The following is a 24,469-nucleotide window of genomic DNA, read 5'->3' as shown; positions in this document are numbered from 1 at the left end:
ATTATCGGTGGAGAACACCGATAACCTTAATGCTGGACTACACTTGAATTGGGAGGTGAATATGTTGAATAAAACGGATTTGATCAATCAGGTTTCTGAGAGCACTGAATTGTCCAAAAAGGACGTAACCAAAGCAATCGATGCAGTATTTGAGGCGATCGCTGGTGCACTGCAAAACGGAGACAAGGTACAACTGGTAGGTTTCGGGAACTTTGAGGTTCGTGAACGTTCCGCACGTAAAGGACGTAACCCGCAAACAGGAGAAGAAATCGAAATCCCTGCGAGCAAAATTCCGGCATTCAAACCGGGTAAAGCGCTCAAAGACGGAATTAAATAAGATTTCTTACATATTCCCAATGCGCTGAAAGGACCGTGAATTTGATTCACGGCCCTTTCTTTTTGTCCTATTTACTTTGTGGTAGTGGTGCCATGGACTGAAGAAGAGGAAGTTGTCCTGCCGTTTCGGGAGGCATAAGCGATCAGCACCAGGGGTTCACCTGTCAGCTCGGCAAATTCATGTTCCATCCGTTGAAGCTGCTCAATCTGTGCAGGACTGAGATTGGCGGGACGATAGTTTTCCATCAGATCCGTTCCTTTCGTTAATAGATGGGATTGCACAGATAGTATGGCACAGGAAGCACTATTTGTTGCAGGCAGCGTGGAAAGCATGTAGTTGACAAAACAATCTTAAATCTCCATCATAAAAATATAGTTTCGGCTCTCAGGGAGGAAAAGAACATGGAAGATAACGTGACGGGCAGCAGTGAGTACGTCGTAATTAAAGCAAAAAGCAACGGATGTCAGGTTTTTGGTCTGACCAGAGGTCAGGATACACGCCTGCATCATTCAGAAAAATTGGACAAGGGTGAGGTAATGATCGTCCAATTTACGGATCATACTTCTGCCATCAAAATCCGCGGCAAGGCCGTTGTGATGACCAAGCACGGGGTTGTAGATACGGAGGAGTAAAATGCAGGCATAGCCTGCTTTTTTTTGTTGTACAATGAGAGTGAGGACCTTTACCGTAGCAAACCCACATTATGGGGTAGGGGTCAGGGGAGGCTCTGATGAAACCTTGGACTGTACTCGGTGGTTCCATTCTCATAACCACCGCAGCAGCAATATTGCTGCCGTCCTTACAGATGCTGGACTCGGGTACCGCAGCAGTTCGTGAAACACAGGCGACAATTTCGCCCCAGCAACGAGTACTGCTGACGGATGACAATCTGGTAGATACACTGAATGAGCTTCCATTAACCACACCGATTGCAAGTGTAAGCTGGGAACATTCAGTCCTGACCCTGGATGTTAAGCTGTCCAAGGAAGAAACTACGCCACTGGAGATTTATCAAAACATGGCGGAGCTTGCAGCCTTTAGCTTCTACGGAACGACGAATGTACGGCAATTGCTGTTGCGGGTGGTGACAGAGGACGAATGGTCAGGAGAACGCCATTTGCTGCTAGCATCCGATATACGCCGGAACGAGTGGACGAACGAGGCACTGGAACAACTTAGAAATCGCGAAGGCGCTGAACTGCCAGAAGATTTGAAATCTCGTTTCCGCATTACAGTAACGCCTATGTGGCAAAACAGGTTTAGCGGTGTATATACAAACTAGATGTTTTCTACCGCTGGACCTACAGTACTTTAGTCGCGAATCATTTTAAATTGTGATATAATATAAGGCATTGCAATTATTTGAGTATACCAGAAAGTCATGGCTCGGAGGCTTAGGATGAAACCGTATCGCGTACCTCAATTAGCAAGGAAATATGTGGAATACGACATGATTCAACAACATACGGAAATGCCGGCTTTTCCTGACAGCCGTACCCGTTTGCTGTTTGAGTTTTTGAACCGGAATGCGCAAGGGCTGCATGCCAGTGAGGATGAACTGTACGCTTTGGTTACATCACTTGTGCAGATGGGACTGGATACGCATGATATGATTGATACTTTATCCGGTATACGAAGCCCGGAAGAGATGCGTTCCAGACAGCTGAAAGTGTTAGCCGGTGACTACTTCAGCAGCCGCTTTTATCAGCTACTTGCACTGGCAGGCCGAATCGAGGCCATTTCGAAGCTGAGTGATGCTGTATGTGAAGTGAACGCAGGGAAAATGAGTTTGTACTGGGAGATGAAGCATTTTCGTTTGGATGCTGCTCAGTATTTATCTCAGATGGTTTGCTTCAAACAGGAGCTTTTTTTATCATTGACTTCACTTATTGCAGAACAGGATCAGGAAGTCTGGAAGCAGCTTCTTAACGAATTCGCTCTCTGTGATACGCTGGTGGAGGAATGGGAGAAGCGGGCAGAACCAGACAAGTCCCGTTTCGGATATATGTTCTGGCATATTTACGGTAACGGAGACCAGCATGAGCAGGCGCTGCTTTCAGAGGGGGGTACTGAAACAGAAGTTTGGCGTAAGCTTGTGCTGAAATACAAAGCCGAGGATGCGATACTGGACAAGCTTCGCACGGCTGTTACACACATCCGGCAGACCCTGTCAGATGAACAAAACACGGGGATTGAGGAATTTGAATGCATGCTTGAGCCTTTCCTAAAGCTGCTACATAGTTCGCACCCGGTTGTGAGGGAAGGTTAGGTGAACGTCATGGGATCAAGCGACACCAAGCCGAAAGAGCAATTCGTTCATGGCGTGTTTGAAAGTATAGCCGGTAAATACGATTTGATGAACGATATACTGAGCTTTCGCAGACATAAGGCTTGGCGGAAATTTACAATGAAAAAGATGGACATGCATCGCGGCGATACGGCAATCGACCTTTGTTGTGGGACATGTGACTGGACGCTTGCGATGGCGCGTGCAAGTGAAAGTGGTCACATCGTAGGACTGGATTTTAGCCAGAACATGCTAAATGTTGGCGAGCGAAAGATTACATCAGAATCCCGCGAAAAGCAAATCAAGCTTGTTCAAGGCAACGCGATGGATCTACCTTTTGAAGACAATTCATTTGATTATGCGACGATTGGTTTCGGTCTTCGCAACGTGCCTGATCTGCGCCGCGTGTTGCAGGAAATGCAACGAGTCGTTAAGCCTGGTGGGCAGGTCGTATGTCTGGAGTTGTCCAAACCTACTTGGCAGCCGTTCAAGGGAATTTACTACGCATATTTTCAACACATCTTGCCCATGCTCGGCAAATTGTTCGCCAAACGTTATGAGCAGTACAAATGGCTCCCTGATTCGTTGGCGCTTTTTCCAGGAAGGGATGAACTGGCTGACATCTTTCGTGAAGTCGGATTAAAGGATGTTCAGGCTCATTCTCTCACCGGAGGCATTGCGGCATTGCATATTGGAATCAAGGAGAGTCTGCATGTTTAAGAAAATTGCTATTTTTTTGGAAATGATTAAAATTGAACATACCTTATTTGCGCTCCCATTTGCATTTATGGGGGCTGTATTGGGGTCAGTTGTCGTGACGGACAACCTTCCCTCATGGCCGCAGATTGGTTGGATTTTGTTGGCTATGGTTGGCGCTCGTAGCGCAGCCTTCGGCTTCAATCGTATGATTGACCGTGTAATTGACGGGAAAAATCCGCGTACAGCAGGACGCGCCATCCCGGCAGGGCTGCTCAAATCGAGCGAAGTGGTAATTTTCATCATCGTTAGCTTGTTGTTGTTATTCTGGGCCTCATTCAAGTTAAGTCCGCTGGCGTTCAAGCTGTTCCCGCTGGCCTTTTTTATGCTTGTTTTTTACTCTTACACCAAGCGTTTTACTTGGCTGTGCCATATTGTACTCGGTTTGACCATTGGTTTGGCACCACTAGGCGCATGGGTTGCAGTAACGGGACAAATGGATTTGACAGCTATCGTACTTTATCTCACGATTGCATTTTGGACCGCTGGATTTGATGTTATTTATGCTTGTCAAGATATTGATTTTGACCAGAGTGAAGGGGTTTATTCTATTCCTGCCCGTTTTGGTGTAGCAGGTGCTCTGAACATCGCCCGGGTGTTCCATGTCATTACGGCGATCGGATTTATTGTGCTGTTCTTTATTGCAGATTTGAGCTGGTGGTATCTGGCGGGCATGATTATTTCATACATTATTTTATTTTATGAGCACTATATCGTTTCTCCAAAAGATCTAAGTCGCTTGCAGACGGCATTCTTTACGATGAACGGTGTACTTAGCATTGTCGTATTTGCTTTTACACTGATTGATTTGGTGGTGCGTCAATACTAATGAATAATCAGGTGAGCAACCATCAAGGCAAACGAATCGTTATTGGCATTACAGGTGCGAGCGGAAGCATTTATGGTGTACGACTGGTAGAGACACTGCTGGACTTGCAGTATACAGTTCACCTGATTGTTTCTAATGCTGGCTGGCGGGTATTGAAAGAGGAGCTGGGCTGGAATGTGACTGACCGGGAAGGAGCTTTGAATGAACAATTCGGAGACCGTCCCGGTTCTCTTGTATACCATCCCTTTACAGATATTGGAGCTTCTATTGCAAGCGGCTCTTATTTGGTCGATGCCATGATTATCATGCCATGCTCGATGGGGACGTTGTCAGCGGTAGCGCACGGTTCGTCTGATAATCTCATGGCACGTGCAGCAGATGTGATGATGAAGGAGGGTCGTCCGCTGATCCTTGTGCCTCGTGAGACACCATTGCATGCTATTCATCTGGAAAATATGCTTAAGCTTGCGAGACTCGGCGTCAAAATGATTCCGGCCATGCCAGCTTTTTATTTTCATCCAAAGACGCTGGATGATATTGTACTGTTCCTCGTAGGCAAAGTATTAGACAGCTTGCGTATAGAACATCAACTGTTTACGAGATGGGGGGATTCCGATGCCGATACCGGACACCAAGACAATCACAATCGGAAAAATTAAATATACAAACGCTTGGCCTATTTTTCATTACTTTAATCCTTCGGAGCTTCTCCATTCGGCGGAGATGGTTTCCAAAGTTCCGGCTGAATTGAATCGAGGCATGCTAAATGGGAGTTTGGATATGAGTGCGATGTCCTCCTTTGCGTATGCATCAGGTGCTGAGGAAATGCTGTTGTTGCCGGATTTATCCGTCAGTGCAGACGGTCCAGTCCAATCCATTTTACTATTTTCACGCAAGCCGCTAAATGAAATCATTAATGGCACCATTGCACTGACGAATACTTCAGCTACATCGGTAAACTTGTTGAAAATTTTGATGCAAAAGGCATGGGAAGGCCAGCCTACTTACTTTGACTGTGAACCAGATCTTGATTTGATGCTGGAACAGGCAGATGCTGGGCTGCTGATTGGAGATCACGCGATCAAGGCGTCCTGGCGAAGTGAAGGCCTGTATGTAACCGACCTCGGGGAAGAGTGGAAACGCTGGACGGGCTACAGCATGACATTTGCTGTATGGGCAGTTCGACGTGCTGTTGCTGCTCAGAATCCCGCTGTGGTGGCTGAAATTGCGAGTGCGTTCCGCGTAAGCAAGCAGCGTAGTCTGTCTGATCTGGCACCTGTTATTTCTGAGGCTTGCAAGGAAATTGGAGGTTCGGAAGATTATTGGGAGCGCTACTTTACGAATCTGTGTTATGATTTTGGGGAGAAGCAACAACAAGGTTTAGAGCTTTATTTTCAGTATGCATATGAACTGGGGCTGCTTGACCGACGAGTGAAGCCGCTTCTCTGGAGTGACAATACGCTGACACGGGTGAAAGAATGAAACGATTGGATTTGTTCGGTTTATTAAAAAAGGATATGAACTTCATAGAAGAAGAGCTGTACCGCAGCATTGACAGTAGGGAGCCGTTGATTAATGATACGTCGCTTCATCTGCTTAAAGCAGGGGGCAAGCGATTGCGTCCCGTGTTTGTATTGCTGGGAGGCAAGTTTGGAGAATATGATCTTGACAAGCTCAAGCGCATAGCGGTACCTCTGGAACTGATTCATTCTGCCTCTCTCGTTCACGATGACGTGATTGATGATGCGGAAATGAGACGCGGCCAACCCACCGTGAAGTCCAAATGGGACAATCGGGTGGCTATGTACACCGGAGACTACATATATGCACGCGCACTATCTATTGCTGCTGGACTGCCGAATCCCGATATTCACCGGGTGCTGTCTAAGGCGTTGGTACAGATGTCAATTGGTGAAATGGAACAAATACGTGATTTTTTTAATGTGGATCAGAGTGTGCGCAATTATTTGTTGCGCATACGGCGCAAAACGGCATTGTTGATTGCAGTTAGTTGCCAATTGGGAGCTATGGCTGCAGGAGCACGGGAAAGAGTCAACTCTCTGTTGTACACCTATGGCTATAACGTAGGTATGGCTTTTCAAATTCAGGATGATTTGCTTGATCTGTGTGGGACAGAAAAAAAGATCGGCAAGCCGCCAGGCAGCGATATGAGACAGGGCAATATTACGCTTCCGGTCATTTATGCGCTTGAACAACCCGAACTGCGGGATGATCTGCTGGCTGAAATCTGGCGGATTCAGGATGGGGACGGGCAAGGAGACACCCGTAAAGCGGTGGATATGATCAAAAAAAGTGAAGGAATCACTAAAGCTGAAATTCTCGCCGACCGATATATTAATAAAGCGCTGAACGCGCTGGACTTACTACCAGATGTCAAAACAAAAAAGACGCTGCGCGATATTGCTCATTTTGTAACACGACGCTCCTACTAAAGTTGTATTTTAGGTTTGCTGTGACAAAATACTTTAACCGTTTCCAATCTTTCTGTTACAATACAGATTAGTACTGTATAAATACATTAGATAGGATTGGGAGTGAGCCGATGGATCGTACGTTTTTGATGGTTAAACCGGATGGTGTACAACGCGGACTGATTGGACGTATTGTCAGTCGTTTGGAAGACAAGGGCTTCAAAATGGCGGCTGGCAAGCTTGTGCAGGTATCTAGAGAACAAGCAGAACGGCATTATGCGGAGCATGTGGGCAAGCCTTTTTTTGAAGAGCTTGTAGGCTTTATCACATCAGGTCCTGTATTTGCCATGGTTTGGGAAGGGGATAACATTGTTACGCTTTCCCGCTTGCTGATTGGTAAAACACAAGTAACCGAAGCTCTTCCGGGCACCATTCGTGGAGACTTTGCTGCACATACACCGTTTAACCTCATTCATGGATCAGATTCACCGGAGAGCGCAGAGCGCGAGATTGCAAATTTTTTCACACCGGAAGAATTAGTTCGGTATGAAAAAACGGTAGCGACCTGGGTGTAAGTTTAATTACGTATGAAGAAGGATGGTAGCATGACAGATCTGGAACTGGGTCAGACGGACCCCGATTACACAGCGTTTATCCGCAAAATCAAGGACAGCACAGGTATTGATCTTGCACAATACAAAGAAGCACAGATGAAAAGGCGGTTAACGACGCTTCGCAACAAAAACGGGTTTCCCAGTTTTGTTTCTTTTTATGATGCCATGATGAAGGAAAAACCTCTATTCTATGAATTTCTGGATCGTATGACGATCAATGTTTCCGAGTTTTGGCGAAATCCCAATCGTTGGGAAGTGCTACGGGACATCATTTTGCCACAGTTGCTTGTGGGAAAGCAGAAGCTTAAGCTGTGGAGTGCGGCCTGCTCGACTGGTGAAGAGCCCTATAGCCTAGCTATGGTTCTCGACGGTAAAGGAATTTTGGGGAATTGCTCCATTACAGCTTCCGATATTGATGATGGCGCATTGGCTAAAGCCAAGGAAGGTAAATATTTGGAGCGTTCGCTCAAGGATGTGCCTGAGCAGGTAGCTAGCAAATATTTTAAACCAGATGGTGCCATGTATCGGATTGATGACCGTTTAAAACAGGCTGTGAAATTTCAAAAGCAAAACTTGCTGCTGGATCGATTTGAGGATGGGTATGATCTCATTATCTGTCGAAATGTTATGATTTATTTTACAGAAGAGGCCAAACATGCGTTATATCAAAAGTTTGCTGCCAGCCTTCGTCCCGGCGGTGTTCTATTTGTCGGCAGTACCGAGCAAATCTTTTCTCCTAACCAATACGGGCTGGAATCGACTGAAACCTTTTTTTATCGCAAAAAAGCATAAGTCTGTACATATCATCCATCGTTTCGTAGGAACTTATTTGTATCCTTAAGTAATGGATGGCTGGCTTATCAACAGCGCACGTCCTTTAGCTCTTCTAGCTGAGGGACGTGTTTTTTTGTTTATCTGCCTCACACGTGGCTTTTCTTGTCAAAGAAAGGTGCGTATACTATAATGAAGCACAGTTAAAGATTTTAGCGATGCACAGTTTAACAGTTTAAAGGGGGAACGCGTCATGAGTTTACGTTATTTAACCGCGGGGGAAACGCATGGTCCCCAGCTAACTGCCATTGTAGAGGGTATGCCGAGTAATTTAAAATTGGATTTTGAGGAATTGAATTTTCAGTTGCACCGTCGTCAGAAAGGATATGGACGGGGGCGGCGTATGCAGATTGAAAAAGATACGGCGAAGATTGCCGGTGGCGTACGTCACGGATATACCACAGGTGCACCAATTGCGCTAGTTGTGGAAAATAACGATTGGAAGCACTGGCAGAATATTATGAATATTGAGCCTATTGAAGGCAGTGATGAAGAGAAGCGTCGGGTTCATCGGCCACGTCCGGGCCATGCGGATTTGAATGGCGGAATGAAATACAACCTGAAGGATCTTCGTAACGTGTTGGAACGCTCCAGTGCACGTGAAACAGCAATTCGTGTGGCATGTGGCGGTTTGGCTCGTCAATTGTTGGCTGAGTTCGGAATCAAGGTGGCAGGTCAGGTCATCCGTATTGGTGAAATCGAAGCTCCTTATCACGATTTGCCGATTGATGAACTGATTGCTGTAACAGAAGCTTCTTCGGTGAGAGTAACCGATCCGGAAACGGAGAAGAAAATGGAAGCATATATTGACCTGATCAAGCAAGAAGGTGACTCCGTCGGTGGGGTAGTGGAATGTATCGTGGAAGGTGTTCCGATTGGTCTAGGCAGTCATGTACAGTATGATCGGAAGCTGGATGCGCGTATCGCACAAGGAGTCATGTCGATCAATGCATTTAAAGGTGTGGAAATCGGCATCGGGTTTGAAGCAGGAGAATTACGCGGTTCACAGGTGCATGATGAGATTCTGTATGATGAGGAACGTGGGTATCATCGTCGTACGAATCGTTTGGGTGGTTTTGAGGGTGGCATGACCAACGGAATGCCCGTGGTGGTTCGTGGCGTAATGAAGCCAATCCCTACACTCTATAAGCCGCTGCAAAGCGTCGACATTGATACGAAGGAAGCATTCACTGCACAGGTTGAGCGTTCGGATGCATGTGCGGTACCAGCGGCAAGCGTAGTCATGGAGCATGTAGTAGCTTGGGAGATAGCCAAAGCTTTACTAGAGAAATTCGGCGGGGATTCGATCGAAGAAATCCGCGCGAATATTGCATCCTATGAACAACAATTGGAGCAGTACTAAGATGAGTACGCTGACGGTACAGCTTGGCGAACGTTCTTATCCTATTCATATCGGACGTGGATTGTTGCATCAGGCCGGAGAGTCGTTGAAGGAACGAGGAATTGCACAAAAAAGCCCATTATTGATTGTTTCAGACGAAAATGTAGCGGGATTTTACCTGGCAGCATTGGAGAGCAATCTTCAGGAGTCGGGATACAAAACGGTATCATTTGTCGTTAAACCAGGTGAAACATCCAAGTCGCTTGCTGTATTTGAGCAGGTTATAACAGCAGCCATTGAGGGCGGCCTGGATCGGAATTCAGCCGTTATCGCTCTTGGTGGTGGTGTGGTGGGTGATTTGGCTGGATTTGTGGCGGCATCTTTTATGAGAGGCATCAAGTTCGTACAGGTTCCAACTACAATCCTTGCTCATGACAGCAGCGTGGGCGGTAAGGTCGGCATCAATCATCCTTTGGCAAAAAATATGATAGGAGCCTTCCACCAACCGGAACTCGTACTGTATGACGTAGATACGTTGTCAACATTACCTCCTCGCGAGGTATCTGCGGGACTAGCTGAAATGATCAAGCATGGCTTGATCTGGGATGCCGATTTCGCTCAGTGGTGCCGTGAGCATGCGACGGATTTGCTCGCACTGGATGCGGCGACACTGGAGTATGGACTGGAAAAGGGATGTTCCATTAAAGCTGAAGTCGTATCGCGCGATGAACGAGAAAACGATTTGCGCGCTATTCTAAACTTAGGTCATACGATTGGTCATGCGATTGAAGCGATTGCGGGATATGGTGAGTTTTTACACGGGGAAGCCATTTCTATTGGTATGGTCGGCTCCGCACTTCTGGGTGTGAAGCTGGGGGCAGATCCTTCTTTGGTAAACGAAACGAAGGAGATGCTGTCTTCGCTGCGCTTACCGACTTCTCTTCCATCACATCTCGATACAGATCGACTGCTTGAAGCGATGATGCATGACAAAAAGTTCAAGGAAGGCAGCATTACTTTCGTTGTCCCACGCAGTATTGGGCGTGTGGAGGTTGTGAAGGATATTTCCGTCTCTTACATCCGGGAAGTCATTGAACAGTTAAAAGAGGAGGCGTAACGATGTACAATCGTGGTATTCGTGGCGCGACGACCGTGGCGAATAATGAAGCAAACGAAATTTTGGAAGCAACAAGCCAACTGCTGGAGGAAATTGTATCCTACAATGAAATTCAGCCAGACGATATTAGTAATGTATGGATAACGGTGACCCATGACCTGGATGCTGCCTTTCCAGCCATGGCCATCCGTCAGCTTGACGGCTGGGATATGGTTCCACTCATGTGTGCATTAGAAATTCCTGTGGCTGGCAGCTTGCCCAAGTGCATCCGTTTGATGGTACAGGTGAATACTGATAAATCTCAGCGTGAAATGAAACATGTATATTTGAACGGAGCACAGATGTTAAGACCGGATCTGGCTTCCCAAGGGAAATAAGCGCCCGTTTTTAAAGTTGATGGTTGCCAAAGTAACATTTTATGAGATATAGTGTGTGTAGCAGAGTTGAGTAGAGTAGAGTTAGCCAGAGCAGAGTTGAGATGAGAAGAGTGTAGCCTTAGCCAATTCCATATGAGATTACAGAGACCGGCGGTAGCGGGTAAGCTTTTGTCCATGAAGAGACCTTCTTCTAAAGAGAAGCTTATTTGAGGTAACCTGCGTGGTTATGCAAAGGGATGAGTATATGCTTTTGTCTATTTGCTGTAATCATTTTACATATGGAGCATTCTTATAATTTCAATAACTGACAGCCTCTACCTTACGGGTAGAGGCTTTTTTATTCTCTCCATTGGGTTCTGCGCCAATTTGGAAAGGAAGTGATCTCATGTTAACGCCGCATGTGGAGCAAGTGATAGCGATGGCGAATGAATTTAACCTGATTCCTGTGTACAAAAAAGTGCTGGCTGATATGGAGACGCCGATTCGGATATTCCGTCGGTATGCTGAGCGGGACCGTGCCTTTCTGCTGGAGAGTGTAGAGGGAGGCGAGCAGTGGGCGCGACATTCCTTCATCGGAACAGACCCGTTTCTAATGGTCTCAGGTAAAAAAGGTCGATTGATTCTGGAACAGCACGGTAAACGGCAAATATTAAGCGACAAGCCGATTGAAGCGCTCAAAGCATTGCTTCGTAAATACCGTAGTCCGAAACTGAAAGAAATGCCTCCGTTTACAGGCGGGGCTATCGGATTTTTTGGATATGACCTTCTTCAATATTACGAAAAGCTGCCGGAGCATTCGGTAGATGATTTGAATATGGATGATATTCGTTTTATGTTCTGTGATCAAGTCATTGTCTTTGATCATGTGAAACAGCAAATTTTGCTGGTTGGCAATGTTCATATAGGTGAAGGGTTCCGCGAGGAGGACATACGTGCTGCTTATGCAGATGTGGAACGCAAGTTGGAGAACACGGCGCAGTATCTGCGCAAGCAGTCCCCACCGGAGCGATTAGGATCAGCTTCCATTCCTGATGATGTGGAACTGGGTGAGATTCAATCCAATGTGACGAAGGAACAGTTTATATCAAACGTGGAGCAGGCAAAGGAGTATATCCGCTCAGGTGATATTTTTCAGGTTGTACTGTCCCAGCGTTTTCACATTGATACAGAGGCCTCTCCACTACAGGTATACCGCGTGCTGCGCACGATGAACCCGTCGCCATATATGTATTATTTGAAAATGGATGACGAGATCATCGTAGGCACTTCGCCGGAGGCACTCGTCAAGGTGGAAAACGGCCGCGTAGAGACCCGGCCGATTGCAGGAACGAGACCGCGTGGTGTAACGGAAACAGAAGATGCGGCACTTGCTGAAGAATTGTTGAAGGATGAAAAAGAACGTGCAGAGCATCTGATGCTGGTCGATTTGGGAAGAAATGATCTGGGCCGTGTATCCCAGTTTGGCACCGTAAAATGTGATACGTTCATGGAGATTGAACGCTATTCCCACGTGATGCACATTGTATCGAATGTGTCGGGTGAGCTGCGTGAGGACAAAGATTTCTTCGATGCTTTCCTGTCTTGCCTGCCTGCCGGCACCGTATCAGGAGCTCCAAAGCTACGGGCCATGGAGATTATTGCCGAGCTGGAACGGGAAGCACGCGGAACCTATGCAGGAGCAATTGGATATTTGGGCTTCTCAGGCAATATGGATGCTTGCATTACGATTCGCACAATTGTGTTTAAAAAGAACCGGGCCTATGTCCAGGCAGGGGCTGGGATTGTGTGGGACTCGGTACCGGAAAGCGAGTATCAGGAGACAGTGAACAAAGCAAAGGCACTGCTGAAAGCAATCCGCACGGCGGAAGCGATGTTCCCAGCAACGACACAGCCTTACAACAGCGTCATCAACCAAGATTATTTGTACACTCCGTAACACACAAAAATCTGATTCTGAGGAGGAGACGACAATGGAACGACATGACATGATGCAAGTAGGGTTAAGCCGGATCATTGAGGGACAGCATCTTTCACGTACGGAGGCCCGTAGCGTGATGGAACAGATTATGAGTGGGAGTGCTACACAGGCGCAAATCGGCGGGCTCCTGACGGCTCTTCGCCTCAAGGGAGAGACGGTAGATGAAATCACCGGTTTTGCCGAAGCAATGCGCAATTACGCTAGTCCAGTGCAAGCTGGAGAAGGGAACAGTCGTCTACTGGATACATGCGGCACCGGGGGTTCGGGTATTCACAAGTTTAATATTTCCACGATATCTGCTATTATCGCGGCTTCGGTTTCCGTGCGGGTAGCAAAGCATGGCAACCGTTCTGCAAGTGGCCGTGCCGGAAGCGCTGATGTCCTGGAGGCACTCGGAGTCAACATTCATTTGACAAGTGATCAGGCGCGAGCGTGTCTGGACCGCATTGGCATTTGCTTTTTATTCGCACAGCTGTATCATCCGTCTATGAAGCATGCCGCAGCGCCGCGTCGCGAGCTAGGTGTGCGGACAGTATTCAATATGCTCGGTCCATTGACGAATCCGGCTGGTGCGGATCGACAGCTGTTGGGCATTTATGATGCCAGCAAAACGGAAGTGATTGCCGAGGTATTGAACAAGCTCGGCTCCAAACGAGCCATGGTTGTCAGCAGTTTGGATGGACTAGATGAAATTAGTATCTCGGCTGCGACGCGAGTATCCGAGCTCAAGGACGGCAAGGTTCACACGTTCGAGCTTCATCCGTCCGATCTGGGCTTGCAGACACATTCTCTAGATCAGGTGTTAGGCGGCGATGCACAGGTTAACGCAGATATCATACGACGAATTTTGAACGGAGAGCATGGAGCCTATCGTGATGTTGTGCTAGCGAACGCAGGAGCATGTATTTATGTCTCAGGCGCAACAGCTACCTTGACAGACGGAGTAGCGCGAGCAGCAGAAGCCATTGACTCCGGACTGGCACTTTCCAAGCTGGATCAATTAATACAGGCAACGGGGGAATATCAATATGTATCTTGATAAAATCGTGGTGACGAAGCGACAAGAAGTGGAGCAGCTGAAGCAGCATTTTCAAATTAATAAAGCCGAACGCTTAATTGCGGATTTACCTGTGACGAGAGGATTCGAAAATGCGCTCGCCAGCGGACGCAACCGTCCGCTCGGGCTGATTGCTGAAGTGAAGAAAGCTTCCCCGTCAAAAGGGTTGATTCGACCTGATTTTTATCCGGTGGATATCGCACGTGCATATGAGGGGGCAGGAGCCGATTGCATTTCTGTACTGACAGATGTGACGTATTTTCAGGGAAGTCCTGAATATTTACAGCAAATTCGCGATCAGGTGAAAATTCCGCTGCTGCGAAAAGATTTTATCATTGATGAACGGCAAATATATGAAGCTCGTCTGTTAGGAGCAGATGCGGTACTGTTGATTGCGGCTATCTTGGAACCCCATGTATTAGGGTCATTCTTACAAATCGCCAAGGATCTTGGTCTGGATGCATTGGTAGAGGTGCATGACAGTGAGGAACTTAAAACAGTGCTGGACCTGGGGACAGCAACCTTAATTGGTGTGAACAATCGTAATCTTCGGACATTTGAGACCCGTCTCCAGACGACAGAGGAGCTGATCTCACTGATCCCAAAAGGGGTTACATTCATCAGCGAAAGCGGCATTGCAGGACCGGAAGATGTGAAGTATCTGCATTCGGTAGGTGCGCACGGCATTCTGGTAGGGGAGCATTTGATGCGTAAGGAAGATGTAGGACAGGCTGTAGCCGAATTGATGGACGGGGTTAGAGCATGAACAAAACGGGCGTAAAAATTTGTGGACTTCAAAGCGTTGAAGTGCTAAAATCTATGGTAAACTTACCGGTCGATTATATAGGTTTTGTGTTTGCTGACAGCAAGCGCCGGATTGACGGCGCACATGCTGGAGAGTTGCTTCGCGTATTGGATGAATGGACTCCAGGCAGCAGACCTCGCAGCGTGGGCGTATTTGTGAACCCTAGTGACGCACTGTTAAACGATGTGATGGAGAAAGCACCATTGGATGTCATCCAGCTGCATGGACAGGAGAGTCCGCAGCGTTGTCGGGAGCTTAAGGAACGTTTTGGCATACAAGTATTCAAGGCCTGGTCTGTGGATAGCCAAGGGCAGACCGTGAAGGGGAAGATCGAACACCGAGCGGACGAATTGGAGGCTTATGTCGGAACGATCGATGCTTTACTGCTGGATACATACGATCCCCTGTATGGTGGCGGTTCTGGAAAAACGTTTGCGTGGGATCGGATTCCTGCCTATCAGGCTTGGACTCATCAACATGGAATTCCTTTGTTTGTAGCCGGGGGACTGACTGCCGATAACGCAGAAAAGCTGATTAACGAGTATCATCCCGAAGGGCTGGATGTGTCCAGCGGTGTAGAGACGAACGGAGTCAAGGACATTGCAAAAATCACAGCATTCGTAGAAAGGGTGAAGCAGGCATGACACAATTACCTGATAACAACGGACGTTTTGGAACTTTTGGCGGACGTTATGTACCGGAAACGTTGATGAACGCACTGATTGAATTGGAGGAATCCTACCGAAAGTATGCGGATGATCCTGAATTTAAAGCAGAGTTGAATGGACTTCTAAAAGACTATTCGGGTCGGGAAACGCCGCTTTATCATGCGGAGCGACTGAGTCAACATCTGGGCGGGGCTAAAATTTACTTGAAGCGCGAAGATTTAAACCATACTGGCGCCCATAAAATTAATAATGCATTGGCCCAGGGATTGCTGGCGAAGCGTATGGGTAAGCAGAAGGTTATTGCCGAAACAGGTGCTGGACAGCATGGTGTTGCGACGGCTACTGTGGCTGCATTGCTCGGATTGGAATGCAAGGTGTTTATGGGGGAAGAGGATACAGTTCGCCAGCAGTTGAATGTATTTCGGATGCAGCTTTTGGGTGCAGAAGTGATTCCGGTGACATCCGGTACGCGTACACTGAAGGATGCCGGGAATGAAGCTTTGCGTTATTGGGTGAGCCACGTCCATGATACGTTCTATATTTTGGGTTCGGCTGTCGGCCCACATCCGTATCCGATGATGGTGCGGGACTTCCAACGTGTGATAGGCGATGAAACACGCCGTCAGATCTTGGAGAAGGAAGGTAGACTTCCGGATGTAGTCGTGGCAGCGATCGGTGGTGGAAGCAATGCTATCGGCATGTTTTATCCTTTTATAGAGGATCAGGGTGTCGCTTTGATTGGCGTGGAGGCTGCTGGAAAAGGCGTCGAGACGGAATTCCATGCAGCTACCATGAGCAAGGGAACACAAGGGGTCTTCCAAGGCTCTATGAGTTATCTGCTTCAGGATGAGTACGGACAAGTGCAGCCTGCGCATTCCATCTCGGCTGGACTGGATTATCCAGGTGTTGGACCGGAGCATTCATACCTAAAAGATATTGAGCGGGCCCAATATGTTCCGATTACCGATCAGGAAGCACTAGATGCACTTCAGCTCCTTTGCCGTACCGAAGGAATACTTCCTGCATTAGAGTCGGCGCATGCCGTTGCACAGGTCGCCAAGCTGGCACCTACATTGACCGCAGATGATATTATCGTTATTTGTTTGTCTGGGCGCGGGGATAAAGATGTGGACTCCATCATCAAGTATTTAGGGGGAAATCCGTCATGAATTTAATTGATCAGGCGTTTGAACGCCTTAAAAATGAAGGCAAAACGGCATTAATTCCTTTTCTGACGGTAGGCGACCCGGACGTAGATACTACGATAGAGATCATTCGGCAGTTAGAGTCGGCCGGAGCCGATATATTGGAACTAGGCGTACCTTATTCGGATCCGTTGGCTGACGGTCCTGTGATTCAGCGTGCGTCTGAACGTGCATTGAAACGGCAAATTTCGATCCGCACCTGTATGGAGACCGCGTCTCTGGCTAGAGCGGCAGGTTCAAACCTGCCTTTTATTCTGTTCACATATTATAATCCTGTATTGCAGATGGGAATGGATGCTTTCTTTGCTGGCTTGCAGGAGCACGGTATCAGTGGTCTTATTATTCCGGATCTTCCACTTGAAGAAGCAGAAGAGTTGGGAGGACGTGCAGCAGAGGTGGGTGTGCATCTGATCCCGCTGGTAGCCCCAACGTCTGAACAGCGTATCGAACGAATTGCCCGTCAGGCCCGTGGATTTGTATACTGTGTATCTTCGCTGGGTGTAACCGGAGAAAGAGCTTCTTTTTTTGAAGGTATAGAGGGCTTTATCGCGCAGGTCAAACGGCATACCAGTGTTCCGGTGGCGATAGGCTTTGGTATTTCAAATCGTAAGCAGATTGTCCGGTTTTCAGACATTTGCGATGGAGTTGTGGTTGGCAGTGCCATTGTGCGCCAGGTGGAGGAAGCCATTCCATTGCTGGAGGATTCTGCACGCAGAGAAGAAGGGCTTTTGCAAATTCGTGATTTTGTGGCACAATTAAAGCAGTAATAGGGTCAAAATAGAAATTTTAAATATAGTTCTGATTGGATAGAGGAGGTAGGGGCATGCAACCTAAACCGCATATTGTACATTTGCCAGTATATCAGCCCGGTAAACCGATTGAGGATGTGAAACGTGAGCTGGGACTCGATGAAGTAATCAAGCTCGCCTCAAACGAGAATCCGTATGGCAGTTCTCCTAAAGTGTTGCAGGCCATTCAGCAGGAGTTTGCTAACATCAGTGTGTATCCTGACGGAAGTGCAGTTGCTCTGACACAAGCACTAGCTAAACGGACGGGTTTAAAAGAAGAACAGTTTATCTATGGCTGTGGCTCTGACGAAATTATTGCGTTGATTACGCGTGCATTTCTCCTTCCAGGGGAAGAAAGCATCATGGCTGATCAGACATTTTCCGTATATAAAAGTAACGTGGAAATTGAGGGAGCAGTTGCAGTTGAGGTGCCTTTGCGTGACGGTGTACATGATTTGGATGCCATGCTATCTCATATCAATGACCGTACAAAAATTATTTGGATCTGTAATCCAAATAACCCAACAGGAACGATTGTACCCGAAGCCGAGTTGATAGCGTTTCTAAACCTAGTACCCAAGCATATCATGGTGGTGCTGGATGAAGCCTACGCTGAGTTTGTGATAGATCGTTCGTATCCAGACGGCATTCGCTTGTTGTCAGCTTATGAAAATTTGGTTGTACTACGTACCTTCTCCAAAATCTATGGTCTGGCTTCGCTACGTATCGGATATGGTATGGGGGCCGAGTCAACCATTCGCTTGATCAATCAGGTTCGGGAGCCATTTAATACCTCACGGGTAGCGCAGGCTGCGGCCATTGCTGCCTTGGAAGATCAGGAATTTGTTCAGGAATGCCGAGATCGTAATGCAGAGGGTAGAGCTTATTTGCAAAATGAGTTGAAACGTCTGGGGCTGGAGTCTTTCCCGGCACATGGTAATTTTATTATGCTGGATGTACGTCGTCCATCCGGTGAGGTATTTCAGGAGTTGCTTCGTAAAGGTGTGATCATTCGCGCAGGTCATCACAAATATCCGACTTATATTAGGGTGTCGGTTGGATCACAGCCGCAAAATGAGTTGTTTATTCGCGCGCTGGAACAGGTCCTAGGGGCGGAAGCGGCGAAAGTACGCCTATAATTTCCGCAGATGGGATTTGATATTAGATGAAGATTGCTATTTTCGGCGTGGGACTGATTGGCGGGTCCCTCGCACTTTGTTTTAAAGGGAAACCGGATATTACGGTAGTCGGCCACGCTCATCTCCCTGAACTGATGGAACCGATGTTAAGCCGTGGTGTCGTAGACACTGCGACTCTTTCGGTTGAAGAGGCGGCAAAGGATGCCGATTTTATTTTTTTATGTGTCCCGGTTGGTTTACTGGAGCATTATCTCGAGTTGTTAAGTCAGCTACCGCTTAAAGCGGGTTGTATTATTACCGACGTAGGCAGCACGAAATCGGCGATTGCCAAAAAAGCATCAGAAATTTCTTTGCGCAACGCTTATTTTATCGGGGGGCATCCGATGGCCGGATCGGAGCGTTCCGGTGTCAAGGCCGCTTCTGCGTTGTTGTTTGAAAACGCATATTATGTACTTTCCCCTGCAGAGGGTGTGCCTGAGGAAGCATACAGCTCGCTGGAGCATTTGTTGAAATATACAGGTGCTCATGTTGTGCGTGTCCAACCTGATATGCATGATGATATTGTCGGTGCGATTAGTCATCTTCCGCATATTATTGCAGCAGCGCTGGTGAATCAGGTGCGAAAGCACAATGATGAAAATCCGTTGTACCGTACATTGGCTGCTGGTGGATTTCGTGATATTACACGGATAGCCTCTAGTGATCCGGTTGTGTGGCGGGACATTTTGCTGAGTAATCGTGATGTTTTACTGGGTCTGTTGGAAGAGTGGAATGGGCAGATTGAGCGTTTTACTCACTTGCTGAGAACACAAGACGGAGAGGGAATTGCTGACGAATTTTTGACAGCTGGGCATTTCCGTAGTGAACTGCCAGAGCGTCGTAAAGGAGTTATTGTCTCTACGTTTGATCTGTATATTGATGTACCGGATACCCCAGGGATTATCGGAAGAATTGCAATGGAACTGGGAAATCACAGCATTAATCTGAGCAATATGCGAATCATTGAAAGCCGGGAGGATGTTCCTGGCATCATGCGGCTTTCCTTTCGTCAAGAGCAGGATTGGGAACGTGCCAAAACCTTGCTGGATTCGATGGGCTATAAAGTGGTGGTGTGAAGAGTAAAGTGGAATGAGTATTCGTCAAAGAGGTACTCCGCTCCGCGATTCATTTGATCTTACGATCGCTGTTGCCTGCGGATTTTCTGATTATATGTTCAAAGGTGAAAATCCGTAGGCAAAGGCGAACGCTACGCTTCTCCAGATTCAAATGAACCTCTACGCTACAGCCGCCATAAAAGGACCACACTTTCTGGGAGTGAGTAGTAAGAAAAGATCTAAAGCGGGCGAAGTTTCTCTTCGCTCGCTTATTTGTTACTTGAAGAGGGGGTGAAGCTACGCCTTATTTTGTAATTACTATCTTTCTATACATACCGTTAAACATTATAGGTGCATCCTCTTTGATACGCAGTTTTGTTTTTTGGGTTTCAAACAGTTCTTCAAAATTCAACCCTATATCGGTTCCTAACACCTTAATAACGGGTCTTATCGTTTTTTTGAATAATGAGGGCTTTTTTCCTTTAGGAGAAAACTTATCGAAAATAATAATTTCCCCGTCTTTTTTCAATATCCGCACCATCTCATCGAAGCATTTATTTGCGTTAGGTACTACTGAGAGAATTAAACTTCCTACTACTATATCAAATTGCTCATCCATAAAATTCATTTGTTGAGCATCCATTTCTAAGAATTTTATGGAGGTGTTAATAAATTTCTCTTTTGCTTTGTTAAGCATTTCAGGTGAATAATCTATGGCAGTAATATCCAGCCCGTAGTGATTTATTAATTCTAAATCTGCTCCAGTTCCTACACCTACAAAAAGTATTTTTTGCTCGCTATTAAATGACTTTTCTTGAAATATGATCTTTCTAGAATTGAGGAAGCTGCCTGAATTGAAAAACTTATCATAAATTGGAGACCAAATCTTATATACAGCCTTGTTCCACTTATTATTCATTACCTGCCCCCTACCTATTGAAAAAATTTATTATATAATAATGTGTTTCAATAGGATAATCAAATAATTGGTAAATTATTGATGTATTTTATCAACCCACATATGGGTAGGTGAGTAAGGTAAAGAGGAGTATTGGAAAACAAAAAAAGACCACCCTGGTAAAGCCCCGGGTGGTAGCTACTTTCAGTAAAGTAGCTGAGTAGGATAGGAGTGGAGAGAAACCATACTGTACTTTTATTATATGTATACGTTTTCATTTTGTCAATATTTTTTTAAAGCGTTTTCTTTTTTTGTGTAATTATCCTTACTGGTGCTTTATATGGAACACTTTCATTGGGTTTGTCATTTATCTTGAAAAAACTAAAAATCCACTGAAAAGCTGTTTAAATGAATTAGCTGCCAGCGTTAGGGAGCCTTTGATGGAAATCGTGGGGATTTTGGACTTTTTTACTGGCGGCCATTTTGTGGTACAATGGGTAAGTCCATTTTGGATATTGAATATTGTTGGGGATAGCACCGTTAATGTTGGCACTACATAGGGTAAGAAAATAACAAATGTTCCATGATGCTGTTTCATCCATTTGCGCAGAGGGCGCAACTTTTTTTGACCTGTTCGGTATATATAGACAGAATCGAACGGGAAAACAGCACATGTATGGGCGAGGAGGGTCTCACTCGGATGATGACAGATTCCCAGATGATTCAGGAAATCAAACAAGGTAATGTCGAGGTTTATTCAGAATTAATGAGGCGACACCAACGTAAAATTTTAGCTTTTGTTTATCATATGCTGAAAAGTTCGAACCTGGAAATGATTGCTGAAGACTTATGCTCGGAGACGTTTTATAAAGCGTATCGGAGCCTGCATTCTTTTCGCGAGGTAGATGCATCGTTCTCCACTTGGCTATATACAATTGCACGCAATACGGTGCTAAGCGAGCTTCGCAAGCACCGTAGTGGTCAGGTTCCATTGGAAGAGAGCGGTTATGTACCGGTAGCTCCATCGGATGTGATTCCGGAGCAGGCTGTTCTTCGCGGTGAGAAGGTAGAGATGGTTCGTGAAGCAATCAACAGATTGCCTGAGAAGCAGCGATCTGCGCTGATTTTGCGTGAATATGAGCAATTGGATTATCAGGAGATTGCGACTATTTTAGGACAGACGGTCAGTGCGGTGAAGTCATTGCTTTTCCGGGCAAGAACCAGTGTGAAGACGCAGTTGGAGCCTTATTTTTTTGAGCCTCTCTATGAGGAAAACGAAGGGATGAGCAGCCAATGAAATCCAGGGACGCTGAGGATTTGTTCGCTACAGGCAAAAATGTATCGAAACAAGACTCGGAGCGCAGACGGGCCAAAAGCTCGTCTGCCGGGTGGGAGCATGGTTCGGAAGAGAATGATTGGAATTTGTCAAAAGAAAGTCGATCAGCTATTCGTGATATTTCCTTTGAAATAACAGATGATAAGCTAGAGGCAATGAATCGTAGAGTCATGGATCGAATTTATGAAGAATCACCGTGGCTTGTTCCGGGCGAGCATCGACGTGCGCGAGTGAACCCAGCAGCCCGTAAGTATATGTCTGTATGGATCGCCGGCTTCTTGGCCGTATTTTTGTGCAGCTTTTTATTTTTGAACTGGAATGGAAGCTCCTCTCAGGAAAATCCCCCCCAAGCGGCTCCTGTCATGGACACGGGTATTTTACCGACAGGCCTGCTGGAAACTACAAGTACATCTCCACAGTATCAATACCACATTAAAGATGTGAACAGTGGCATTATGGATCCGCTGGTTGCAAGCATTGTTCCTACTTACCCGCAATACTGGATGTTGCTGTCTGTATTGGCACTTGCGCTTGCTTTATTTTCTCTGGGCTGGATCCATCGGACGAGAAGAGTTAGAAATTAGTTGGCAGATGGGCTCCATATAAAATTCATTATAATGCCTGAATAACACAACAGCGGGGGACTAACACAATGCTTATTGGCTTGATCAGACATGGATTGACGGATTGGAATGCGGTAGGTAAAATCCAGGGCCACAGTGATATTCCGTTGAATGAGGAAGGGCGTCGGCAGGCACGCTTGCTGGCAGAACGATTGAAGGAAGAGCCTTATCATTGGGACGGGCTTATTACAAGTAGCCTCTCCAGAGCGAAAGAAACGGGGGATATTATTGCCTCTGCTCTGCATTTGCCGTTGCTGGAACCTGATGATCGACTAAGAGAGCGTGCTTATGGTCAGGTCGAGGGGATGACGCAGGCCGAACGCGAAGAAAAGTGGGGAGTTGACTGGCATCTGCTGGATTTGGGGCAGGAGAGCGATGCAGATCTTCAGCTTCGCGCGCTAGCTTTTATGGAGGCTCTTTGGACGGAAAATCGGGACAAGAATCTGCTGGTCGTTTCCCACGGCGGTTTTTTGGCTAATTTGTATAAGGCTCTGTATCAGGAAAAATTCACGGAACGTATTGGCAATTTGTCACTAAGTGTACTCCAGCGTGAGGATGCGGACTGGGAACCGCTTTTGTATAATTGTACAAAGCATTTGCAAGAGAAAAAGTAACTGCAACTTAAATAATTTGTGAAAGACCACGGCTTCTATTCATCATAGAGTCGTGGTCTTTTTGTTTTTTAATTATACCTTTGCCAAAAAAGAGGTTTAGAGTCTGAAGATTCCGTCAAAGCTGTGGGTACAACAGGTAAGAATCATTTCCGGATGACAGTCCAGTGACGAGGCGATGGAACAATGAATCTGGCGGATATGCTGACATTTGCGGATATTGTGCATTTGAACAGAATCGCAGTGTATTACGATTGTGACTGCAAACCTAATTCCAAGCATGAGTTGATCCAAGGGATTTTGACAAAGCTCGGTAGTAGTAGTTTCTTTGAGACGCAGGTCAAGGAGCTGAGGTTGTCAGAGGTAAGGTTTTTGAACGCGCTATTGTTCGATGACCGACCTTATTTCAGTATGGAGGAATTGATTGCGATTGCCAAACAGTCGGTTGAGAATGACGGAGATGCTGGTGAGCGACCACGAGATATTGTGACCCGTCTGCGTTCTAGCGGCTGGTTGTTCAACGGTTCGACGCACAATACGAGGTATTTGTACCAAATTCCGTCGGATATGAAAGAGCGCTTCCGGCGTGTTATGGTATATGACTTTCAAAACGGGATGACTAGGGTAAGCGAACCGTCGTCGTACCGGGATGAAGGTCATCTACTGGCGGAGGATTTACGGCTTTTCCTTCAATATATGAAACAACATGAGGTTCTGCTTAATCCTGAGGGAGCTTGGTACCGTCGCAATCAGCAGCAGCTAATGGAGCATTTGCACATTGCGGAGCCGTTGTTGGGTAAAGGAGGATGGCGTTTTGGCTATGGTTCCTCTTTTAAATTTTATCCGGATCGAATGGCATTACTGTACGATTACGCCCGTCACTCCAAGTATATTGAGGAGAAGGGAGACCGGGTTGAGCTGACCGCAAAAGGGGAGGCACAACAGGAACTTGCAATTGAGGATGAAATGATACAGCTATTCAGGTTTTGGTTAAGATTGTATAAAGGAGCCGTACCCAATCTGCTTTCACTAGTCTATTGGATTGGAGAATGTGCCAGGCCATGGACATCCTCGGAGTCGCTTTTTGTGCATATTGGTCCACTGATCCGACCGTTTTACTATGATACCCCCCGTTCGGTCTTTGATCAGAGGATTATACGAATGATGCTTCACTTGGGTATGCTTCGACAAGGTGAGCATTCAACAGGACCTTCTGTACAAATGACGGCCTGGGGGCAGAAGTTGGCGGGAGAGTGCCGCCTTGGGCGAAACGACTCGGGTATACGGCTCCATTGACAAGCAGTACACATGTTGATAGAATTTCACCCAAAATATGAGAGGGTGA

The 24,469-nt window shown here is 46.6% G+C and carries 28 protein-coding genes; 26 read left to right on the top strand and 2 right to left on the bottom strand.

Features of this window, described 5'->3' with window-relative positions; genetic code table 11:
• The first annotated feature begins 64 nt into the window (after nucleotides 1–64).
• Nucleotides 65–337: an HU family DNA-binding protein gene (locus tag PPM_RS15365; protein WP_014599981.1), complete on the top strand. Its 273-nt coding sequence runs from the start codon at nucleotides 65–67 to the stop codon at nucleotides 335–337.
• Between the two features lie 71 nt (nucleotides 338–408).
• On the opposite strand, the gene PPM_RS15360 is transcribed toward PPM_RS15365, so the two are convergent.
• Complete coding sequence (locus PPM_RS15360; RefSeq protein WP_040103479.1) at nucleotides 409–669, bottom strand: hypothetical protein; 261 nt, start codon at nucleotides 667–669, stop codon at nucleotides 409–411.
• Between the two features lie 69 nt (nucleotides 670–738).
• Here PPM_RS15360 and mtrB point away from each other — a divergent pair, with 69 nt between their 5' ends.
• The 21 genes from mtrB to PPM_RS15255 all read left to right on the top strand — a co-directional run bounded on the left by mtrB (nucleotide 739) and on the right by PPM_RS15255 (nucleotide 19,677).
• Nucleotides 739–969: a trp RNA-binding attenuation protein MtrB gene (mtrB, locus tag PPM_RS15355; RefSeq protein ID WP_013371682.1), complete on the top strand. Its 231-nt coding sequence runs from the start codon at nucleotides 739–741 to the stop codon at nucleotides 967–969.
• A gap of 98 nt (nucleotides 970–1,067) precedes the next feature.
• Nucleotides 1,068–1,619 (top strand): hypothetical protein, encoded by a 552-nt coding sequence (locus PPM_RS15350; RefSeq protein WP_013371681.1) that lies wholly within the window; start codon nucleotides 1,068–1,070, stop codon nucleotides 1,617–1,619.
• A gap of 117 nt (nucleotides 1,620–1,736) precedes the next feature.
• Entirely contained in the window at nucleotides 1,737–2,606 is an 870-nt protein-coding gene (locus tag PPM_RS15345) for a heptaprenyl diphosphate synthase component 1 (protein WP_013371680.1), read from the top strand.
• Between the two features lie 9 nt (nucleotides 2,607–2,615).
• On the top strand, nucleotides 2,616–3,344 hold the full coding sequence (locus PPM_RS15340; RefSeq protein WP_013371679.1) for a demethylmenaquinone methyltransferase: 729 nt from the start codon (nucleotides 2,616–2,618) through the stop codon (nucleotides 3,342–3,344).
• Nucleotides 3,337–4,209, top strand: coding sequence for a UbiA-like polyprenyltransferase (locus PPM_RS15335; protein ID WP_013371678.1), 873 nt, complete (start codon nucleotides 3,337–3,339; stop codon nucleotides 4,207–4,209). Before PPM_RS15340 ends, PPM_RS15335 begins: the two co-directional genes overlap by 8 nt.
• Complete coding sequence (locus tag PPM_RS15330) at nucleotides 4,209–4,868, top strand: UbiX family flavin prenyltransferase (protein WP_013371677.1); 660 nt, start codon at nucleotides 4,209–4,211, stop codon at nucleotides 4,866–4,868. Before PPM_RS15335 ends, PPM_RS15330 begins: the two co-directional genes overlap by 1 nt.
• Nucleotides 4,825–5,691 carry a menaquinone biosynthetic enzyme MqnA/MqnD family protein gene (locus PPM_RS15325; RefSeq protein WP_013371676.1) on the top strand — a complete coding sequence of 289 codons (867 nt, stop codon included), beginning with the start codon at nucleotides 4,825–4,827 and terminating at the stop codon, nucleotides 5,689–5,691. Before PPM_RS15330 ends, PPM_RS15325 begins: the two co-directional genes overlap by 44 nt.
• Complete coding sequence (locus PPM_RS15320; protein WP_013371675.1) at nucleotides 5,688–6,662, top strand: polyprenyl synthetase family protein; 975 nt, start codon at nucleotides 5,688–5,690, stop codon at nucleotides 6,660–6,662. Before PPM_RS15325 ends, PPM_RS15320 begins: the two co-directional genes overlap by 4 nt.
• 110 nt (nucleotides 6,663–6,772) lie before the next feature.
• Complete coding sequence (gene ndk, locus PPM_RS15315; protein WP_013371674.1) at nucleotides 6,773–7,216, top strand: nucleoside-diphosphate kinase; 444 nt, start codon at nucleotides 6,773–6,775, stop codon at nucleotides 7,214–7,216.
• Between the two features lie 30 nt (nucleotides 7,217–7,246).
• Entirely contained in the window at nucleotides 7,247–8,047 is an 801-nt protein-coding gene (locus tag PPM_RS15310; RefSeq protein ID WP_013371673.1) for a CheR family methyltransferase, read from the top strand.
• A 232-nt stretch (nucleotides 8,048–8,279) separates the two neighbouring features.
• Nucleotides 8,280–9,449, top strand: coding sequence for a chorismate synthase (aroC, locus tag PPM_RS15305; protein WP_013371672.1), 1,170 nt, complete (start codon nucleotides 8,280–8,282; stop codon nucleotides 9,447–9,449).
• A gap of 1 nt (nucleotide 9,450) precedes the next feature.
• Nucleotides 9,451–10,545 (top strand): 3-dehydroquinate synthase, encoded by a 1,095-nt coding sequence (gene aroB / locus PPM_RS15300; RefSeq protein WP_013371671.1) that lies wholly within the window; start codon nucleotides 9,451–9,453, stop codon nucleotides 10,543–10,545.
• A 2-nt stretch (nucleotides 10,546–10,547) separates the two neighbouring features.
• The gene (aroH, locus tag PPM_RS15295; RefSeq protein WP_013371670.1) at nucleotides 10,548–10,922 is read left to right on the top strand and encodes a chorismate mutase; all 375 of its coding nucleotides are present in this window, start codon (nucleotides 10,548–10,550) and stop codon (nucleotides 10,920–10,922) included.
• Between the two features lie 385 nt (nucleotides 10,923–11,307).
• Nucleotides 11,308–12,858, top strand: a complete 1,551-nt coding sequence (trpE, locus tag PPM_RS15290) for an anthranilate synthase component I (RefSeq protein ID WP_013371669.1) — start codon at nucleotides 11,308–11,310, stop codon at nucleotides 12,856–12,858.
• A 34-nt stretch (nucleotides 12,859–12,892) separates the two neighbouring features.
• Nucleotides 12,893–13,939 (top strand): anthranilate phosphoribosyltransferase, encoded by a 1,047-nt coding sequence (gene trpD, locus PPM_RS15285; protein WP_013371668.1) that lies wholly within the window; start codon nucleotides 12,893–12,895, stop codon nucleotides 13,937–13,939.
• Nucleotides 13,929–14,723: an indole-3-glycerol phosphate synthase TrpC gene (trpC, locus tag PPM_RS15280; RefSeq protein WP_013371667.1), complete on the top strand. Its 795-nt coding sequence runs from the start codon at nucleotides 13,929–13,931 to the stop codon at nucleotides 14,721–14,723. The genes trpD and trpC overlap by 11 nt, the downstream gene beginning before the upstream one ends.
• A complete protein-coding gene (locus tag PPM_RS15275) occupies nucleotides 14,720–15,406 on the top strand; it encodes a phosphoribosylanthranilate isomerase (protein WP_013371666.1) in 687 nt (228 codons plus the stop codon). Before trpC ends, PPM_RS15275 begins: the two co-directional genes overlap by 4 nt.
• Entirely contained in the window at nucleotides 15,403–16,599 is a 1,197-nt protein-coding gene (gene trpB / locus PPM_RS15270; RefSeq protein WP_013371665.1) for a tryptophan synthase subunit beta, read from the top strand. The genes PPM_RS15275 and trpB overlap by 4 nt, the downstream gene beginning before the upstream one ends.
• On the top strand, nucleotides 16,596–17,402 hold the full coding sequence (gene trpA, locus PPM_RS15265; protein WP_013371664.1) for a tryptophan synthase subunit alpha: 807 nt from the start codon (nucleotides 16,596–16,598) through the stop codon (nucleotides 17,400–17,402). Before trpB ends, trpA begins: the two co-directional genes overlap by 4 nt.
• Before the next feature lie 56 nt (nucleotides 17,403–17,458).
• Nucleotides 17,459–18,562 (top strand): histidinol-phosphate transaminase, encoded by a 1,104-nt coding sequence (gene hisC, locus PPM_RS15260; protein WP_013371663.1) that lies wholly within the window; start codon nucleotides 17,459–17,461, stop codon nucleotides 18,560–18,562.
• 26 nt (nucleotides 18,563–18,588) lie between these two features.
• Nucleotides 18,589–19,677: a prephenate dehydrogenase gene (locus PPM_RS15255; RefSeq protein WP_013371662.1), complete on the top strand. Its 1,089-nt coding sequence runs from the start codon at nucleotides 18,589–18,591 to the stop codon at nucleotides 19,675–19,677.
• Nucleotides 19,678–19,960: 283 nt separating this feature from the next.
• Here PPM_RS15255 and PPM_RS15250 read toward each other — a convergent pair whose 3' ends face one another.
• Nucleotides 19,961–20,575 carry a class I SAM-dependent methyltransferase gene (locus PPM_RS15250; protein WP_013371661.1) on the bottom strand — a complete coding sequence of 205 codons (615 nt, stop codon included), beginning with the start codon at nucleotides 20,573–20,575 and terminating at the stop codon, nucleotides 19,961–19,963.
• Nucleotides 20,576–21,254: 679 nt separating this feature from the next.
• Here PPM_RS15250 and PPM_RS15245 point away from each other — a divergent pair.
• From PPM_RS15245 to PPM_RS15230, 4 genes are all read left to right on the top strand, one after another.
• Complete coding sequence (locus PPM_RS15245; RefSeq protein WP_013310707.1) at nucleotides 21,255–21,851, top strand: RNA polymerase sigma factor; 597 nt, start codon at nucleotides 21,255–21,257, stop codon at nucleotides 21,849–21,851.
• A complete protein-coding gene (locus tag PPM_RS15240; RefSeq protein ID WP_013371659.1) occupies nucleotides 21,848–22,474 on the top strand; it encodes a hypothetical protein in 627 nt (208 codons plus the stop codon). Before PPM_RS15245 ends, PPM_RS15240 begins: the two co-directional genes overlap by 4 nt.
• Nucleotides 22,475–22,542: 68 nt before the next feature.
• Complete coding sequence (locus tag PPM_RS15235; protein WP_013371658.1) at nucleotides 22,543–23,127, top strand: histidine phosphatase family protein; 585 nt, start codon at nucleotides 22,543–22,545, stop codon at nucleotides 23,125–23,127.
• 183 nt (nucleotides 23,128–23,310) lie between these two features.
• Nucleotides 23,311–24,420, top strand: coding sequence for a hypothetical protein (locus PPM_RS15230; protein WP_013371657.1), 1,110 nt, complete (start codon nucleotides 23,311–23,313; stop codon nucleotides 24,418–24,420).
• Nucleotides 24,421–24,469: the final 49 nt, after the last annotated feature.

It is taken from the genome of Paenibacillus polymyxa M1 (genome assembly GCF_000237325.1).
Taxonomy (GTDB): domain Bacteria; phylum Bacillota; class Bacilli; order Paenibacillales; family Paenibacillaceae; genus Paenibacillus; species Paenibacillus polymyxa_C.
Note: the sequence above shows the minus strand (reverse complement) of the source record. Positions and strands in the feature narration are given on the sequence as shown.

Bases quoted from the DNA above. Each gene is read 5' to 3' on its own strand.
- PPM_RS15360 (WP_040103479.1), bottom strand. From the start codon at position 669: ATGCTTTCCACGCTGCCTGCAACAAATAGTGCTTCCTGTGCCATACTA.
- mtrB (WP_013371682.1), top strand. From the start codon at position 739: ATGGAAGATAACGTGACGGGCAGCAGTGAGTACGTCGTAATTAAAGCA.
- PPM_RS15350 (WP_013371681.1), top strand. From the start codon at position 1,068: ATGAAACCTTGGACTGTACTCGGTGGTTCCATTCTCATAACCACCGCA.
- PPM_RS15345 (WP_013371680.1), top strand. From the start codon at position 1,737: ATGAAACCGTATCGCGTACCTCAATTAGCAAGGAAATATGTGGAATAC.
- PPM_RS15340 (WP_013371679.1), top strand. From the start codon at position 2,616: ATGGGATCAAGCGACACCAAGCCGAAAGAGCAATTCGTTCATGGCGTG.
- PPM_RS15335 (WP_013371678.1), top strand. From the start codon at position 3,337: ATGTTTAAGAAAATTGCTATTTTTTTGGAAATGATTAAAATTGAACAT.
- PPM_RS15330 (WP_013371677.1), top strand. From the start codon at position 4,209: ATGAATAATCAGGTGAGCAACCATCAAGGCAAACGAATCGTTATTGGC.
- PPM_RS15325 (WP_013371676.1), top strand. From the start codon at position 4,825: ATGCCGATACCGGACACCAAGACAATCACAATCGGAAAAATTAAATAT.
- PPM_RS15320 (WP_013371675.1), top strand. From the start codon at position 5,688: ATGAAACGATTGGATTTGTTCGGTTTATTAAAAAAGGATATGAACTTC.
- ndk (WP_013371674.1), top strand. From the start codon at position 6,773: ATGGATCGTACGTTTTTGATGGTTAAACCGGATGGTGTACAACGCGGA.
- PPM_RS15310 (WP_013371673.1), top strand. From the start codon at position 7,247: ATGACAGATCTGGAACTGGGTCAGACGGACCCCGATTACACAGCGTTT.
- aroC (WP_013371672.1), top strand. From the start codon at position 8,280: ATGAGTTTACGTTATTTAACCGCGGGGGAAACGCATGGTCCCCAGCTA.
- aroB (WP_013371671.1), top strand. From the start codon at position 9,451: ATGAGTACGCTGACGGTACAGCTTGGCGAACGTTCTTATCCTATTCAT.
- aroH (WP_013371670.1), top strand. From the start codon at position 10,548: ATGTACAATCGTGGTATTCGTGGCGCGACGACCGTGGCGAATAATGAA.
- trpE (WP_013371669.1), top strand. From the start codon at position 11,308: ATGTTAACGCCGCATGTGGAGCAAGTGATAGCGATGGCGAATGAATTT.
- trpD (WP_013371668.1), top strand. From the start codon at position 12,893: ATGGAACGACATGACATGATGCAAGTAGGGTTAAGCCGGATCATTGAG.
- trpC (WP_013371667.1), top strand. From the start codon at position 13,929: ATGTATCTTGATAAAATCGTGGTGACGAAGCGACAAGAAGTGGAGCAG.
- PPM_RS15275 (WP_013371666.1), top strand. From the start codon at position 14,720: ATGAACAAAACGGGCGTAAAAATTTGTGGACTTCAAAGCGTTGAAGTG.
- trpB (WP_013371665.1), top strand. From the start codon at position 15,403: ATGACACAATTACCTGATAACAACGGACGTTTTGGAACTTTTGGCGGA.
- trpA (WP_013371664.1), top strand. From the start codon at position 16,596: ATGAATTTAATTGATCAGGCGTTTGAACGCCTTAAAAATGAAGGCAAA.
- hisC (WP_013371663.1), top strand. From the start codon at position 17,459: ATGCAACCTAAACCGCATATTGTACATTTGCCAGTATATCAGCCCGGT.
- PPM_RS15255 (WP_013371662.1), top strand. From the start codon at position 18,589: ATGAAGATTGCTATTTTCGGCGTGGGACTGATTGGCGGGTCCCTCGCA.
- PPM_RS15250 (WP_013371661.1), bottom strand. From the start codon at position 20,575: ATGAATAATAAGTGGAACAAGGCTGTATATAAGATTTGGTCTCCAATT.
- PPM_RS15245 (WP_013310707.1), top strand. From the start codon at position 21,255: ATGATGACAGATTCCCAGATGATTCAGGAAATCAAACAAGGTAATGTC.
- PPM_RS15240 (WP_013371659.1), top strand. From the start codon at position 21,848: ATGAAATCCAGGGACGCTGAGGATTTGTTCGCTACAGGCAAAAATGTA.
- PPM_RS15235 (WP_013371658.1), top strand. From the start codon at position 22,543: ATGCTTATTGGCTTGATCAGACATGGATTGACGGATTGGAATGCGGTA.
- PPM_RS15230 (WP_013371657.1), top strand. From the start codon at position 23,311: ATGAATCTGGCGGATATGCTGACATTTGCGGATATTGTGCATTTGAAC.